Origin of the sequence: Rhizobium laguerreae (assembly GCF_002008165.1) — a bacterium.
Taxonomy (GTDB): domain Bacteria; phylum Pseudomonadota; class Alphaproteobacteria; order Rhizobiales; family Rhizobiaceae; genus Rhizobium; species Rhizobium laguerreae.
This window is the reverse complement of record NZ_MRDM01000032.1, coordinates 436385-451307: the sequence shown is the minus strand read 5'-3', so window position 1 is coordinate 451307 and position 14923 is coordinate 436385. Positions and strand designations below refer to the sequence as shown.

Here is a 14923-nt window from a genome sequence, read left to right as displayed (position 1 = left end):
ATGCCGCTCTTCGTCATGCTGACGACCTCGTTCAAGACCATGGACGAGATCCAGAACGGCAACATGCTGGCGCTGCCGCAATCGCCGACCTTCGATCCCTGGATCAAGGCCTGGGGCGAGACCTGTGTCGGTCTGACCTGCGCCGGCATCAAGGGCTACTTCTGGAACTCANCTTCGATCCCTGGATCAAGGCCTGGGGCGAGACCTGTGTCGGTCTGACCTGCGCCGGCATCAAGGGCTACTTCTGGAACTCAATCAAGATGGTGGTGCCGGCCGTCGCGATCTCCACCATCATGGGGGCGCTGAACGGTTATGTCCTGACCAAATGGCGCTTTCCCGGCCATACGCTGGTGTTCGGGCTGATGCTGTTTGCCTGCTTCATCCCGTTCCAGTCGGTGCTGTTGCCGATGGCAACGATCCTCGGCTCGCTCGGCCGCTTCGGCATGACGCTGCAGAACGCCACGGGCTGGAACTTCGGCTTCGGCAATCCGACCGTCAATCTGGTCTTCGTGCATGTCGTCTATGGCCTCGGCTTCACGACGCTGTTCTTCCGTAACTTCTATGAGGCCTTTCCGACCGAGCTGGTCAGGGCCGCCCAGGTCGATGGCGCCAGCTTCTTCCAGATCTTCCGCCGCATCATGCTGCCGAACTCGCTGCCGATCATCGTCGTCACGGTGATCTACCAGTTCACCAATATCTGGAACGACTTCCTGTTTGCCTCGGCCTATGCCGGCACCGGTGACACCATGCCGATGACGGTGGCGCTGAACAATGTCGTCAACACCTCGACGGGCGTCGTCGAATACAATGTCAACATGGCGGCGGCGATGATCGCCGCCGTTCCGACGCTCATCGTCTATATCCTCGCCGGCCGCTACTTCGTGCGCGGTCTGATGGCGGGCGCTGTCAAAGGGTAATCCATGGCCTTCCTCGAAATCTCCGGTCTCAAAAAGCGCTTCGGCGCCGTCGATATTCTCAAGGGGATCGACCTCGAACTCGAAAAGGGCGGCTTTCTCGTGCTGGTCGGCCCCTCCGGCTGCGGCAAGTCCACCCTGCTCAACACCATTGCCGGGCTGGAGACGATCACCTCCGGCGATATCAGGATCGACGGGCGCGACATTGCCGGCCTGCATCCCTCCAAGCGCGACATCGCCATGGTGTTCCAGTCCTATGCGCTCTATCCGAACATGACGGTGGCGGGCAACATCGCCTTCGGCATGGAGATCCGCGGCGTACCCAAGGAGGAGCGTGCCAAGGCGATCGCCCAGGTCTCCGACATGCTGCAGATCGGGCATCTGCTCGACCGCAAGCCGAGCCAGCTGTCCGGCGGCCAGCGCCAGCGTGTCGCCATGGGCCGGGCGCTGGTGCGCAATCCGCAGGTCTTCCTGTTCGACGAGCCGCTCTCCAATCTCGATGCCAAGCTGCGGGTCGACATGCGCACCGAGATCAAGCGGCTGCATCAGCGCATGGGCACCACCTTCGTCTACGTCACCCACGACCAGATCGAAGCGATGACGCTGGCGACCAAGATCGCCGTGCTCAAGGACGGCGTGCTGCAGCAGTTCGGCACGCCGGCCGAGATCTATAACAGCCCTTCCAACATCTTCGTCGCCGACTTCATGGGATCGCCGGCGATGAACCTGCTCAACGCCACCGTCGAGAACGGCGCCGGCGGCCTGGAAGTCTCGCTGGAGCGGCCGAATGCCGCCCCGCTCCGATTGCCTGTCATCTCGGGCAATGACGGCCTGACCGCCTATACCGGCAGACAGGTGATCTTCGGCATCCGGCCGGAAGCGCTGACCGATCCCGATGGCGCCGACCGCAAGGCGCGTTCGCTGACCGAAGGCGATTGCCTGATCGAGGTGGTCGAACCCGCCGGCTCCGACACCTTCGCCGTCACCAAGCTCGGCGGCAAATCCGTCGTCGCCCGCCTGCGCGCCGATACCGGCATCGCTCCAGGAAAAAACACCCGCCTGGCCTTCAATCTCGATAAGGCCGTGTTCTTCGATCCCGAAACACAGGCGCGCATCGCGTGAGGGCCAGGTGCTAACATGAGCGGTTCACCTGACATCGTCATCATCGGTTCAGGCGTCGGCGGCGCCACGGTTGCGGCCGGCCTGGCCGTGACCGGCGCGCAGATATTGATCCTCGAAGCCGGCGATCAGATTGCCGACCTTCCGGTCAATCGCGACCAACGCGCGATCTTCCAGCGGGGACATTTTCGACCGAAGGAAACCTGGTACGAGGCGAGCGGCAAGGGGTTCAATCCCGGCAACTACTACAATGTCGGCGGGAATTCGAAGTTCTATGGCGCCGTGCTGTCTCGCTATCGCAGCCAAGATTTCGCAGTCATCGAACACCGCGAGGGAGTGTCGCCGGCCTGGCCGTTTCCGTATGAAGTGCTGGAGCCGTGGTACTGCCAGGCCGAACGCATGTATCAGGTTCGCGGCCGCCTGGGGGAAGATCCCACCGAACCGCACCACTCGGCTTCCTACGAGTACCCGCCCGTCCCGGACGAGGCGCCGATTGCCGATATCAGGGCGCGCCTCAAGCAGAAAGGCCTGCATCCTTTTTCCCTGCCGCTCGGCCTGGATCTTGACGCCTGGCTCTCCAAAGCACGCACGCCATGGGATGCGCATCCAAACGCCCGCGACGGCAAGATGGATGCCGAAACTGCAGCACTCGCAGTAGCGCTGAGACACGAGAACGTGCGGCTCGAAACCAATGCGCGTGTGACGAGGCTCGACACGGGAGCGGGGAGCCGGATCGACCGGGTGACGTACATCAAGGACGGGGAGACGCTGACTGTTTCGCCTGAGATCGTGATCCTTTCTGCCGGGGCGGTGCAGTCGTCAGTGCTTTTGCTGCGCTCGAAAAACGACCGCTTCCCAAGGGGTCTGGCGAATTCTTCCGACCAGGTCGGCCGCAACTTCATGAACCACAATGCCTCCGCGGTGATAGCGGTCTCGCCGCGGTTCAGGAACACCTCCATCTACCAGAAGACGTTTGCCTTCAACGACTTCTACCTTTCCGACGGGGAGGGAGGGCCGCCCCTCGGCAACGTCCAGCTCCTGGGGCGCATCTCCGAGAGAGTTCTCAAGGGCTCTCTGCCCCAGGCTCCGGAATGGCTTCTGCGCTTCATCACCGGCCATGCAATCGACTTCTATGCGATGAGCGAGGACGTTCCCAATCCCGAAAGCCGAGTCATGGTGGATGGAGATCGGATTATTCTCCAATGGCAACGAACCAACTGGGACGCCCATCTCGCACTTGTCGCCAAGCTGAAGGGGATTCTGAAGTCGATCGGATTTCCGATCGTGCTGGCGAGGCCGTTCGACAAACGTACGCCCTCGCATCAGTGCGGAACGATCCGCATCGGAAACGATCCCGCGACTGCGCCGCTGAACGCGTACTGCCGTTCGTATGATCATGAAAATCTCTTCGTCGTCGACGCCAGTTTCCTCCCGACCTCGGCCGCGGTGAATCCTGCGCTCACCATCGCCGCCCAAGCGCTGAGGGTGGCAGATCATATCGCGTCAAGGGACTTTGCAGGCATGACACAGGCGCTGGCGGTCGCCAGGCCGGATGCAACAGGACAGTAAAATGGGTTTCGACTATATCATCACCGGCGCCGGCCCTGCAGGATGCGTGCTTGCAAATCGGCTGAGCGAAGATCCTGATGTCAGCGTACTCCTGCTCGAAGCGGGTGGAGGCGACTGGAACCCTCTTTTTCACATGCCCGCGGGCTTCGCCAAGATGACCAAAGGCGTCGCCAGCTGGGGATGGGAAACCGTTCCCCAGAAACACATGAAAGGCCGGGTGCTTCGCTATACGCAGGCGAAAGTCATTGGTGGCGGCTCGTCCATCAACGCACAGCTCTACACGCGTGGAAACGCGGTGGATTATGACCTTTGGGCTCGTGAAGACGGCTGTGAGGGCTGGGACTATCGTTCGATCCTTCCTTATTTCAAACGTGCGGAGGACAACCAGCGCTTCGCCGACGACTACCACTCCTATGGCGGTCCGCTCGGCGTCTCGATGCCGGCTGCGCCGCTGCCGATCTGCGACGCCTATATCCGTGCAGGGCAGGAGCTCGGCATTCCCTACAATCACGACTTCAACGGACGCCAACAGGCAGGCGTGGGATTTTATCAGCTGACGCAGCGCAACCGCCGCCGGTCGTCGGCATCGCTCGCCTATCTCTCGCCGATCAAGGACCGGAAGAACCTGACGGTCCGAACGAGCACGCGCGTCGCGCGTATTATCGTGGAGGGAGCCCGTGCGACAGGCGTCGAGATCGTGACCTCGCACGGCCAGGAGATCGTGCGCGCCGACCGCGAAGTATTGGTTTCCTCCGGCGCCATCGGATCACCGAAGCTGCTTTTGCAGTCCGGCATAGGACCGGCCGACCATCTCAAGTCGGTGGGCGTCAAGGTGCTCCACGATCTGCCGGGTGTCGGCGGCAACCTCCAGGATCACCTGGATCTTTTCGTCATTGCCGAATGCACGGGCGATCACACTTATGATGGCGTCGCAAAATTCCACCGGACACTTTGGGCCGGGATCCAATATGTCCTGTTCCGCACCGGTCCTGTCGCCTCGTCGCTCTTCGAGACCGGCGGCTTCTGGTATGCCGATCCTGAAGCCCGTTCTCCTGATATCCAGTTTCACCTCGGCCTGGGTTCGGGCATCGAAGCCGGCGTCGAACGGCTCAAGAATGCGGGCGTGACGCTTAACTCCGCCTATCTGCATCCGCGCTCGCGGGGCACGGTACGTCTGTCATCCTCGGACCCAGCTGCCGCTCCATTGATCGACCCCAACTACTGGTCCGATCCCCACGACAGGACGATGTCCCTGGAAGGGCTGAAGCTCGCTCGCGAGATCATGCAGCAGGCGGCGCTGAAGCCCTATGTCATGGCCGAAAGGCTTCCCGGACCGAAGATCATGACCGACGAACAGCTTTTCGACTACGGCTGCGCCAACGCAAAGACCGACCATCATCCGGTCGGCACCTGCAAGATGGGGAGAGGACCCGACGCGGTTGTCGGGCTTGATCTCAAAGTCCATGGCTTGGAAGGCCTCAGGGTCTGCGACTCATCCGTCATGCCGCGCGTGCCGTCATGCAATACCAACGCGCCGACGATCATGGTCGGCGAAAAAGGCTCGGACCTCATTCGGGGCTTGCCGGCACTTTCCCCCACCATCTTCGCCTACGAACGTAACGATGCGAGGCCTCGGGCCCGCGTCGAAATCCGGTAAGCCGTATCGAGAGGAGAGACGACAATGTCTGAAGTCAGAGTTGCAGTGCTTGGCGCCTCGGGCTGGATGGGAAAGGTCCACACGATGGCCTATCAGACCTTTCCGTACTTCTTCGGAGTGTCGGACGGAACGGCACGGATCGTCGCTCTCGTCGAAGGTCCCTCGAAGGCAGGCGGGGATCTTTCCCACAGGGCGCCGGGTGCAAGAATTCTTCAGGATTGGAATCTCGCGGTCGCTGATCCGGATGTCGATCTGATCGATATCTGCCTGCCTGACCACCTTCACTATCAGGTGGCCAAGGCGGCCTTGCTGGCCGGCAAACATGTCTATTGCGAGAAGCCATTGGCAAACACCGCCGCCGAGGCGCGGGAACTGGCCGACATCGCCCGGGCGAAGGGTGTCATTACCCGCGTCGGACACGCCTTTCCTCGAAATCCCGTCCATGATCTGGCGAAAGACATCATTCAATCCGGCGAAATCGGCGAGATCAAGCTGTTCCGCGGCTGCCAGCACGTCGACATGTATGGCGATCCGAGCGCGCCCTTCATGTGGCGCGCCGATGGAAAGCTTGCACCGACCGGGATCGTCGGTGATACCGGCTCGCACATCTTCAGCTTCATGGATTTCCTGGTCGGCCGCGTCAGTTCCCTGATCGCCGACAATCTCATCGTGACGCCGCGCCGGCCTGTCGTTGAGGGCCTTGCCTATGGCGAGCAGGTGAAACTGACAGGCAACGAGGCCTGGGCTGATATCACCAATCCCGATGCGACGAACCTGCTATGCCGGTTCGAGAACGGCGCCGGCGGGATCGTCGATTTCAGCCGTGTCGCGACCGGCCGCAAGTTCATGCAGACCTACGAAATTTATGGAACGAAAGGCAGCATAGCCTATAACTATGACGAGATAAACCGGCTGCGCTTCTACTCCAACGAAGACCGGACGGGGCGGCGCGGCTTTCGCGAGATCGACGTGGGTCCTGAGAACCCCACCTTCCGGGCTTTCCTTCCTCTGCCGAATTTCGGCCTGGGCTACAATGAAAGCAAGATCATCGAGGTGGCCGAGGTGATCCGCTCGATCGTTGCAAACAGGCCGATGTGGCCGACATTCGATACAGGCCATCACATCTGCCAGATTGTCGACGCATGCATGGAGTCCTCCCGGCAAAGGCGCTGGGTCGACATCCCGCTGGGTTGAACGCCGATGACCATAGACGTTCCGCAGGAAATTCTTGACGCACTGACCGATGTCGACATGCCGCGGCTCCCAACCGAGCCCGGCCCTTCGGACGTGGTCCGGCTCGCCGGCGTCGAGGCGCCGATCTATCGAGCCGGTTGCGTCGTCGTCGGATCCGGCGCGGCGGGTCTGCGTGCGGCGGTGGAAATGAAGCGGCGTGGCGACGACGTCATCATTATCAGCCAAAGCGCGTGGGGTGGAACCTCGGCCTGTTCTGGATCGGACAAGCAGACCCTTCACACGGCAAATACGGCGGACCAGGGCGACAACTACAGGGCAATGGCCCGAGCCATCCGCAGCGGCGGCGCCATGGATGAGGACACGGCCTATGTCGAGGCGGTGGGCTCGTCCCGGATGATGGCGTCGCTCCAGTTCTTAGGTCTGCCGCTGCCTCAGGATCCGCTTGGCGGGACGCTCAGATATCAGACCGACCATGACGAGGTCGGCCGCGCCACCAGTTGCGGTCCGCGCACCTCGCGCCTGATGGTTAAGGTGTTGGCCGAGGAGGCGATCCGGCTCGGAGTGCCGTTTTACAACCAGACCACCGCGGTAAAGATCCTCACCGAGGGCGCTGGCGCTGACCGCCACGTCGTCGGCATTCTCGCCATGCGCGCTACCGACCGTACGGAGGAGAACCCGCTCGGCATCGCGCTGTTCGTCACCGGCGTGATCGTGCTCGCCGCCGGCGGCCCGGGCGAACTCTACCGCGACAGCGTTTATCCCAACGGTTGCTTCGGCTCTCTCGGATTGGCGCTGGAGGCAGGCGTCGAGCTCGTCAACCTGACCGAAAGTCAGTTTGGCATCGGAACACGCAGGGAAGGGTTTCCCTGGAACCTGTCCGGCACCTACGTTCAAGCGATCCCGCATATCTACTCGGTCGATTCCGAAGGCGCCGAACACCATTTCCTGGCAGAATACTATCGCAGCACCCAGGAGCTGGCGTCGAACATCTTCCGCAAGGGCTATCAGTGGCCATTTCACGCGACGCGCATGCTCGACTTCGGCTCAAGCCTGGTCGACCTTGCCATCTCCCGCGAAACCGCCGCAGGGCGGCGCGTCTTCATGGACTTCAATCGCAATCCCCTATCCGTGCCGGGCGACCTGCCGTTCAGCCTGGAAAGACTGGATGAAGACGTCCGCGACTATCTCGGCAAGGCCGGCGCCGACCAGGACATGCCGATCGATCGATTGAAGCATATGAACCCGCTCGCGATCGAACTCTATCGCCGCTACAAGATCGACATTGCCGAGGAGCCGCTGGAATTCGCCGTCAACAACCAGCACATGAACGGCGGCATCATGGTCGACACCTGGGGCCGCAGCAGTCTCGGCGGCTGTTACGCGGTCGGAGAGGCAGCGGGCACACACGGCGTGACGAGGCCGGGTGGAGCAGCGCTCAATGCCGGGCAGGTCTTCGGTACCCGCGCGGCAGAGCACATCAGCGCGACCTGCAGGGCAAAGCGGTACCCCACGGGGGACATAACCGGTACAGCAGAGGCAGGTATCGCCGACCTCCTTGCCGTCCTTCGGACCGAGAGCCCGCTCACCGTCAAATCGATCCGTTCGCAAGTGCAGGCACGAATGAGCGACAAGGCCGGCATCCTCTGCGATCAGGAAAGTGTCAGCGGTGCCCTGATTGAAGCACGCAAGCTGAATGCTGAAATTCGCGCTAACGGCGTCGCCTACGGTCGAGCAGCGGAGGCGGTTCGCGGCGTGCAATGGCGGCATATGGCGCTTGCTTCGGAAGCCGTGCTCAGCGCGCTTGATTTCTTCATTCGCAACGGCGGCGGCAGCCGTGGCGCGCGAGCGATATGCCATGCGGAGGGCGAATCTCTTCCGCTGGCGAACTCAGGGCCGTTACAGGACTATCGCTTCCGAAAGGAACGCCAAGCGCACCGGGAACAGCAGATTATCGTGCGGCTCGATGGCAATGAGATCACGCTTTCCACACGTCCGAACCGCAGCTTTGACGAGAGCGCCAGATCCTTCTTCGAGCGGGACTGGCCGGCCTGGTTGACCGGCCGCATCTACGACCGCGGCACGGATGGATAAGGCTCCGCATCGCCCTCGCGGCGTGTGTTGATCAATCGGGATTCGGCACCGGCGGCGGAACACGGATGCGTTCGGTCTCGTCAGAACCTTCGGCGACGGCTTCCTCGCTTTTGCGCACGTTTCGCGGCGGGTTCTTTCCTTCGACCGGCTTCGGCGACAACTGGTCGTCGGCCTGGATTTCGTCGGTGTTCAGGTAGTTCTTGCTTTCGCCCATAGCGGTTACTTCCGGTTGGAGAATTGCGGGGCAGGGATGCGGTCCTTCCGGTCGGCGCGGCCTGTTTCCGGATCGGTATCGGTGACACCGTCGCCCGCCTCGCGGCTGCTGCCCATGCTGATTGGCGGCTTACGCTGGTCATCGACATTGGCCTCGGGCAATTCGTCGTCCTGAGTGTCCTCATTCAGTGACTTCGGCGGAAGCTTTGCGGAATTGGGGATGGAATTCGTAGGCATTGGACAATCTCCTTTACCAGCTAACTCCGACCGACATTGCAGGTTCCCTGGTTCCTCTGAGATCGACATCGCGGCTTACAGATCTGCTCCAGCTGCGGAAAAGTCGAGCTCGATCATGACGGGCGCGTGGTCGCTCGTATGCGCCCAGCTGCGGGGCTTTCTCCTGACGGTTGCCGATCGAAGCAACGGCGCGACTGCCGGACTGAGCAGGAAGTGGTCGATCCGAAGCCCTGCATCCCGTTCGAAGCTGTTCCGCCAGTATTTCCAGAAGGTGTAGATGTGCTCTCCCGGATGCAGATGTCTGACGGCATCGGTCCAGCCCTGAGCGACGAGATGAGCATAGGCTTTGCGCACTTCCGGCCTGAAGAGGGCGTCGTCCAACCAGCGCTCAGGCTTGTAGACGTCGATCTCCGTCGGCATGACGTTGAAATCGCCGGCCAGGATCGAAGGTACATCGAGCTCCAGGAGTTCGGCGGCGTACTCCTGCAGACGGCGGAACCAGCGCAGCTTGTAATCGAACTTTGCGCCCGGAAACGGATTGCCGTTGGGAAGATACAGGCATCCGATCAGGATGCCGTCGACGGCAGCTTCGACATACCGGCTGTGGGTATCGTCAGGATCACCAGGAAGACCGCGACGCGTCAGTATCGGTGTCTTACCCTTCGCCAGGATGGCCACCCCGTTCCAGGATCTCTGTCCGTGCCAGATGGCGCCGTAACCGGCTCGTTCGATCTCCTTTCGCGGAAACCTGGCATCGTCTGTCTTCAGTTCCTGGAGGCAGACCACATCAGGGGCGTCCTCCTTGAGCCAGCGCAGCAGGATTTCCAGCCGCCCGTTGATGCCGTTGACATTGTAGGTTGCGATTTTCATGAGCCCCCCGGAAGCCCGGGCGATGCCGGGCAACATCTAAAAGCGCTCCTGAGTTTCCTCCTCAGGGAGTCCCCGTCCGCAATCGGCCCATTTTAGGCGGCTCTCCACACCATAGTGTCCCGCCGGGTTGATTTTCTCCGGGCGGTCGAGCGAGCCGACGGTCACCCGGATCAGTTCGTCGCCATCGTACTGAAGATAGAGTGGTGTTCCGCACTTGCCGCAGAAGCCGCGCGTGGCGATCGGCGACGATCGGTACGATTTGGGCGTACCGGCCGTCCAGGCAAGGTCGTCGATCCTCGCCTGGACCAGGACCGCGAAAGGGCCTCCGGTCGCCTTCTTGCACATGTCACAGTGGCAGTAACCCGAATGCGGCGGATCACCGGCGAATTCGTACCGGCAGGATCCGCAAAGACAGCCGCCAGTCCATCGCGCTGCCATGGCTGGCTCCTCAACGCGTCGCGCCAAAGACGAAGGCGATACCGGCGACGATCGCCGCGGCCGTCAGCGGCTGCCGGCGTATGCGATCCTCGAGATCATGGACGAATGTGCGGGCTTCGGCCTTTGCCAGGCGAGCCGATCCAGACGCAAGTTCCGATGCGGACTCAGCGACGCGGCTTGCTTCTCTCTGAAGAGATCGCATTCCTTGGCGATCGACACCGGAGGCGTCGGAGGAGCGGGCAGTGTCGCCCGTCGAGTTCAGAGCTTGATCGACAAATGGATATTGCTCGTCCAGTCTGGCGGGATCCGGCTCCCGCTTCACACGCTCAGCCGCTTCGACGTCGCTGCGGCCGGCGGGAATAGAAGTGTGAGTGGCAGACACCGGGTCGGACGCAGGAAAAGTATCCTCAATTGCTTTGTCGAGTTCGCCTTTTCGCGCCTGCTTCCGCTGCTCTGCCTGTTCTTTTCGCATGGACTGGACTGCGGGGGATTCGTTCGGGTTTGCCATGGAAGTTTCCTCTGTTGCACCTTGAACAAACAAAGCGGCGAAAAGCGGAGAAGTTCCATAGAATGCTTCCGCGCTTAACAGCGATGCACGAACAGCCCCTCGCCGAGGTGCGCTTGAGGTGCCACCATGCGACATTTTTCCGATGACAAGCATTACAATCGGCGAGCGGCGGACCAAAGTCTTGCCGCACCTACTACCTAGGTCGGTTGCATTCTTTACTCGGAACAGCGAAAAGTCTCATACGTCGTATTGCATGGGAAGCGGCAACGAACGGACGAACGAGGCTATGGCATGAGTATCCGGAAACGCGATTTTCTGAGATTGGGCGGCAGTGCGGCCGTCGCTCTCATCGCTGTTGCATCACCAGTCAGTTTGAATTTCGGCGGTTCCCTTCCTGTTCTGGCGGCGGACTTTGCGCAGGCAAAGGACGGCAACAACGGGAATGGCAACGGTAATGGTGGAGGGAATGGCAACGGCGGCGGTAATGGCAATGGCAACGGGGGAGGGAATGGCAATGGTGGCGGCAGCGGCAATAGTGGTTCCGGGAACGGCAATGGTGGAAATTCCGCCGGTGGTGGATCGTCTTCCTCTAGCACAGGATCGTCAGCAAGATCGGGCGCGAGAGCGACAGCGGCGTCCGATGGCTCCATCGACGTCCGCCATTCGAACGGCATCACTGAAACCCTGCAACGCGGTCGCTACGTTATGAAGGACTCGAAGGGCCGGACGATCATCAGTCGACAAGCAACGGCAAACGATGCCCGCCGGATGAGCCGCTTTCTTCGCTGACGCCTGATAGGCGGGTGATAATCCGTCTCAGCGCCGTTCGCGCCACTGTAGAGCCGCTTCGGTCCGGTTTGAGGCGCCGAGCTTGCTCAGAATTTGGGTCATATGGTGCTTCACAGTCTTTTCCTGCAGGTTGAGACGCAAGCCGATATGCTTGTTTGACAGGCCTTGAGCGACAAGATCCATCACTTCGCGTTCCCGTGGCGTCAGGCTGCTTTTGTCGGAGGTTCCGCCATTCAAGGAATTCTCCATGACTTTCGCCGACATCGTCGGCGAGATATATCGCGAGCCACGCAGGACGGTTTGGATTGCTTCGGCCAGGCCACGTGAACCAACACCTTTCAGAACATAGCCCATCGCGCCCCGTTGCAGAGCTCCCAGTAAAGTGTCCACCTCCTCGGATACAGTCAACATCAGCACTTTCGTTGTGGGGCTACGCGCCAGGACGTCACTGATTGCAGAAAGCCCGCCGCCGGGCATCGAGACATCGAGGAGCATAATGTCGGGGTGGTTGTCTGAAGCGATCATCGCCGCATCATCGCTGCTGGCCCCCTCGCCAACGACGATAAAGCCGCTGATTTCGGATAGGCTGCGCGTTACACCCTCGCGAAAAAGCGGATGATCATCCACGACGCCGATGGTGATTGATGTCATTCCTACTCTCCCACTTCCATTGGCTCAAAGATCATGGTCACGGTCGTTCCTCCTTCGCCTGTCTTGATGTCGAAGGAACCTCCCAGGCTGTCGACGCGCTCGCGCAAACCCACGAGGCCGAGGCTCGTTGGCCTCACCTCGGTCGGATCGAAGCCGTCGCCGTGATCGCTGACCTCGACACGGACATGACCCTTGTGCGAGACGGCTCTGACAGCCTGCTGAACGCCGCCGCCGTGGCGATAGGCGTTGTTCAAGGCTTCCTGAACGAAGCGATAGATACAGATCTTCACCGCTGGAGGAAGTTCCGGTCCGTCCTCCTCGATAACAGTTTCGACAGGTGTTTCGGTCTTGTGTTGATGCGCTTCGACGACCCGCGTGACGATCTCGGTGATCGAGGATTTTTCGATGTGCGGAAGCACCAGTCCTCTGCAGATATTGCGGATCTCCGTCATCGCTTCGGCAAGGCTCGAGCGTATCCAGGCAAGTTCCTTCTCACGCGTTTCGGGCTGGGTGGACGCATTGATCAACACGTCGCTGTCCAGGCGCAATGAGGCATAGGCTATGTGCTGGGCCGGACCGTCATGCAGATCGGCACCGATGCTGCGCAAGTATGTTTCGTTCAGCGCTGCCGCACGCTGGGAGGCGCGCTGCAGGCGCCGCTGAAGTCCGCGGTTTTCCGCCAGCAGCGCAGACAGTTCGGTGACCCGTTCTTTGAGATCTTTGCGCTGCGCCTCGATCGTGCGGCTACCCCGGAACACCAGAACGGAGAGAACAAGGAAAAAGGTCGCCGTGAGGGCGGCGACGGCGCCCCAGCTCCGGAGCCTTGCACGCGCCAGACTATCGCCCAGGCCTTCGGCTGTCTCGTAGAACTCAAGAACGGCGACCGCCTGTCCGGACCACGGCTGAAGCACCGGGTTATAGATCTCCATCAGCGGCTTGCCGAGCGCGCGCTCTGTGTCGCTTTCCGGATCGCTGGCGATTTCATAACGCGCGACGAGAGACCCTGCGAATGCCCTCTGCAGCTTGTCGCTGACCGCAAACTTCCTGCCCACCAGCTCCTTCTCGTTCGAATAGAGGATGGTGCCGTCGCTCCGCCACAGCTTGAACGAAACAAGGCGTTTGCCGAGTGCACCCTGACCGAGCGTCTCATCCAGAGCCTGAGCACTCGCTTCATCAAGCAATGACTCGGTTTGCATATCGGGAAGGAGCGGCGCGATCACGCTGTCCACATAAAGCGCTGTCGCCGCGCCCGAATTGTGGATGACGGTCTCCTCTATGAGGTGGCTCACGAAAAAGCCCACCACGAACATGGCGGCAATCGAAATGAGCCCACCCGCGATGAAGAACTGGGAGGCGAGTGAGCGGGCATTCCAGCGGCGAAGCCAATTCATTTTGATACCGATAATAGACTTGCCGATGAACCTACCGCGTCTTCAGAGTTTTCCAAACAGCGTCAGGGCAAATTCCTCGTGTCGAACACCTCGGCGCCTCTTATGCTCTGGGTCAACCCGACGGTATCGCCGGACATGGCTGCGCCGAAAACGTAGAGAAGGGCAGCCAGAACGACAACAAGTGCGAAGACGGACGCGTTGCAAGCGTCATTCACTCGGGATCTATGACTCTGGGGCATGTCGGATCTCCTTGGTCTCTTTCGAAACGGAGCGATCCCGATGCGCGTTCCACTCCAGGGACTTCGGTCGGACAGGGCTGGGACCAAGGTCTGACGCCCATAGACATCAACGGATTCAGTCATATTTCACGATCGACAGACCAAGGTTTGGAGGCTTGTACGTGACGATTTCCGCAGATATCGAAGGCGGCATCAGCGCCGAATCTGCCGTTTTTCCCGCGCCGTTCGAGGAAGACGTTGCCGACTTTTACCAGGCCTTTCTCGTGCCCATACTCTTCGAGCCTTATGCGTCGGAGATGGCGATCGTCGCTGAACGATTGAAACCATGCAGCGTTCTCGAGGTTGCTGCGGGGACCGGCGCCTTGACACGCGCTTTGCGGGCGACACTCGATCATGCAACGGAACTCGTTGCCACCGACCTCAGCCAGGCGATGATCGACGTCGGCGCACCATCGTTGACGATGTCGCGGACTCACTGGATGCACGCCGACGCGCAAAATCTCCCTTTCGCGCCTTCGATGTTCGATCTCGTCGTCTGCCAGTTCGGGGTGATGTTCTTTCCGGATAAGCTGAAGGCCTATGGTGAGGCTGCAAGAGTGTTGCGGAGCGGCGGTCGTTTCCTGTTTGCGACCTGGGATTCGCTTTCTGCTAACGACTTCGCGAGATATGTGGACGAGTGCCTGGCAGGCCTATTTCGGTCTGACCCGCCGGACTTTTTAAGTCGCCTGCCATATTCCTATTTCGACCCTCATACGATCAAGGCGCATATGTCTTCGGCTGGATTTGATTCGGTTTCCTGCGATCGGATCGAGTTGACCTCCGTCGCGGCCGCGCACGACGTCGCTGCAGCCTTCTGTCAAGGCACTCCGCTCAGGGGAGAGATCGAAAAGCGGGCGCCGGGGCGCATTCTGGAGATCGTCGACGAAGTGGCCGAGCAACTGGAATCGCGCCACGGAGTGCGTCCGTGCGGCGGCATGAGTGCATTGGTTGTCGTCGGCCGTGTGTCATAATTCTCGTCAGCGTACGGCGGCAATCATGCGGTT

Annotated in this window: 15 protein-coding genes and 1 pseudogene; 8 read left to right on the top strand and 8 right to left on the bottom strand. The window is 60.8% G+C overall.

Features of this window, described 5'->3' with window-relative positions; translation table 11 throughout:
* From BS630_RS36140 to BS630_RS36115, 6 genes and pseudogenes are all read left to right on the top strand, one after another.
* A pseudogene (locus BS630_RS36140) lies at positions 1 to 917 on the top strand (carbohydrate ABC transporter permease); the annotation flags it as partial.
* A gap of 3 nt (positions 918 to 920) precedes the next feature.
* Entirely contained in the window at positions 921 to 2036 is a 1116-nt protein-coding gene (locus BS630_RS36135; RefSeq protein WP_077981264.1) for an ABC transporter ATP-binding protein, read from the top strand.
* A gap of 15 nt (positions 2037 to 2051) precedes the next feature.
* Positions 2052 to 3602, top strand: coding sequence for a GMC oxidoreductase (locus BS630_RS36130; protein WP_077981263.1), 1551 nt, complete (start codon positions 2052 to 2054; stop codon positions 3600 to 3602).
* A gap of 1 nt (position 3603) precedes the next feature.
* Positions 3604 to 5259: a GMC family oxidoreductase gene (locus BS630_RS36125; protein WP_077981262.1), complete on the top strand. Its 1656-nt coding sequence runs from the start codon at positions 3604 to 3606 to the stop codon at positions 5257 to 5259.
* Between the two features lie 24 nt (positions 5260 to 5283).
* A complete protein-coding gene (locus tag BS630_RS36120; RefSeq protein ID WP_077981261.1) occupies positions 5284 to 6453 on the top strand; it encodes a Gfo/Idh/MocA family protein in 1170 nt (389 codons plus the stop codon).
* 6 nt (positions 6454 to 6459) lie between these two features.
* Positions 6460 to 8544 carry an FAD-dependent oxidoreductase gene (locus BS630_RS36115; protein ID WP_077981260.1) on the top strand — a complete coding sequence of 695 codons (2085 nt, stop codon included), beginning with the start codon at positions 6460 to 6462 and terminating at the stop codon, positions 8542 to 8544.
* 31 nt (positions 8545 to 8575) lie between these two features.
* Here BS630_RS36115 and BS630_RS36110 read toward each other — a convergent pair whose 3' ends face one another.
* The 5 genes from BS630_RS36110 to BS630_RS36090 all read right to left on the bottom strand — a co-directional run bounded on the left by BS630_RS36110 (position 8576) and on the right by BS630_RS36090 (position 10810).
* Positions 8576 to 8758, bottom strand: a complete 183-nt coding sequence (locus tag BS630_RS36110) for a hypothetical protein (protein WP_077981259.1) — start codon at positions 8756 to 8758, stop codon at positions 8576 to 8578.
* A 5-nt stretch (positions 8759 to 8763) separates the two neighbouring features.
* Positions 8764 to 8994: a hypothetical protein gene (locus BS630_RS36105; RefSeq protein ID WP_077981258.1), complete on the bottom strand. Its 231-nt coding sequence runs from the start codon at positions 8992 to 8994 to the stop codon at positions 8764 to 8766.
* Positions 8995 to 9069: 75 nt separating this feature from the next.
* Positions 9070 to 9864, bottom strand: a complete 795-nt coding sequence (xth, locus tag BS630_RS36100; protein WP_025394171.1) for an exodeoxyribonuclease III — start codon at positions 9862 to 9864, stop codon at positions 9070 to 9072.
* A 36-nt stretch (positions 9865 to 9900) separates the two neighbouring features.
* Positions 9901 to 10302, bottom strand: a complete 402-nt coding sequence (locus BS630_RS36095) for a GFA family protein (RefSeq protein ID WP_077981257.1) — start codon at positions 10300 to 10302, stop codon at positions 9901 to 9903.
* A 10-nt stretch (positions 10303 to 10312) separates the two neighbouring features.
* Positions 10313 to 10810: a hypothetical protein gene (locus tag BS630_RS36090; RefSeq protein WP_025394173.1), complete on the bottom strand. Its 498-nt coding sequence runs from the start codon at positions 10808 to 10810 to the stop codon at positions 10313 to 10315.
* A 291-nt stretch (positions 10811 to 11101) separates the two neighbouring features.
* On the opposite strand from BS630_RS36090, the gene BS630_RS36085 reads away from it, so the two are divergent.
* Positions 11102 to 11599 carry a hypothetical protein gene (locus BS630_RS36085; RefSeq protein WP_077981256.1) on the top strand — a complete coding sequence of 166 codons (498 nt, stop codon included), beginning with the start codon at positions 11102 to 11104 and terminating at the stop codon, positions 11597 to 11599.
* A 27-nt stretch (positions 11600 to 11626) separates the two neighbouring features.
* Here the strand turns inward: BS630_RS36085 and BS630_RS36080 are convergent, their stop codons facing one another.
* The 3 genes from BS630_RS36080 to BS630_RS37615 form a co-directional block, all read right to left on the bottom strand.
* Positions 11627 to 12250, bottom strand: a complete 624-nt coding sequence (locus tag BS630_RS36080; protein ID WP_017960074.1) for a response regulator — start codon at positions 12248 to 12250, stop codon at positions 11627 to 11629.
* Between the two features lie 2 nt (positions 12251 to 12252).
* Entirely contained in the window at positions 12253 to 13641 is a 1389-nt protein-coding gene (locus BS630_RS36075) for a sensor histidine kinase (protein ID WP_077981255.1), read from the bottom strand.
* A gap of 62 nt (positions 13642 to 13703) precedes the next feature.
* Entirely contained in the window at positions 13704 to 13880 is a 177-nt protein-coding gene (locus BS630_RS37615; RefSeq protein ID WP_167378966.1) for a hypothetical protein, read from the bottom strand.
* A gap of 161 nt (positions 13881 to 14041) precedes the next feature.
* Between BS630_RS37615 and BS630_RS36070 the strand changes: the two genes are divergently transcribed.
* Positions 14042 to 14890: a class I SAM-dependent methyltransferase gene (locus BS630_RS36070; protein ID WP_077981254.1), complete on the top strand. Its 849-nt coding sequence runs from the start codon at positions 14042 to 14044 to the stop codon at positions 14888 to 14890.
* Positions 14891 to 14923: the final 33 nt, after the last annotated feature.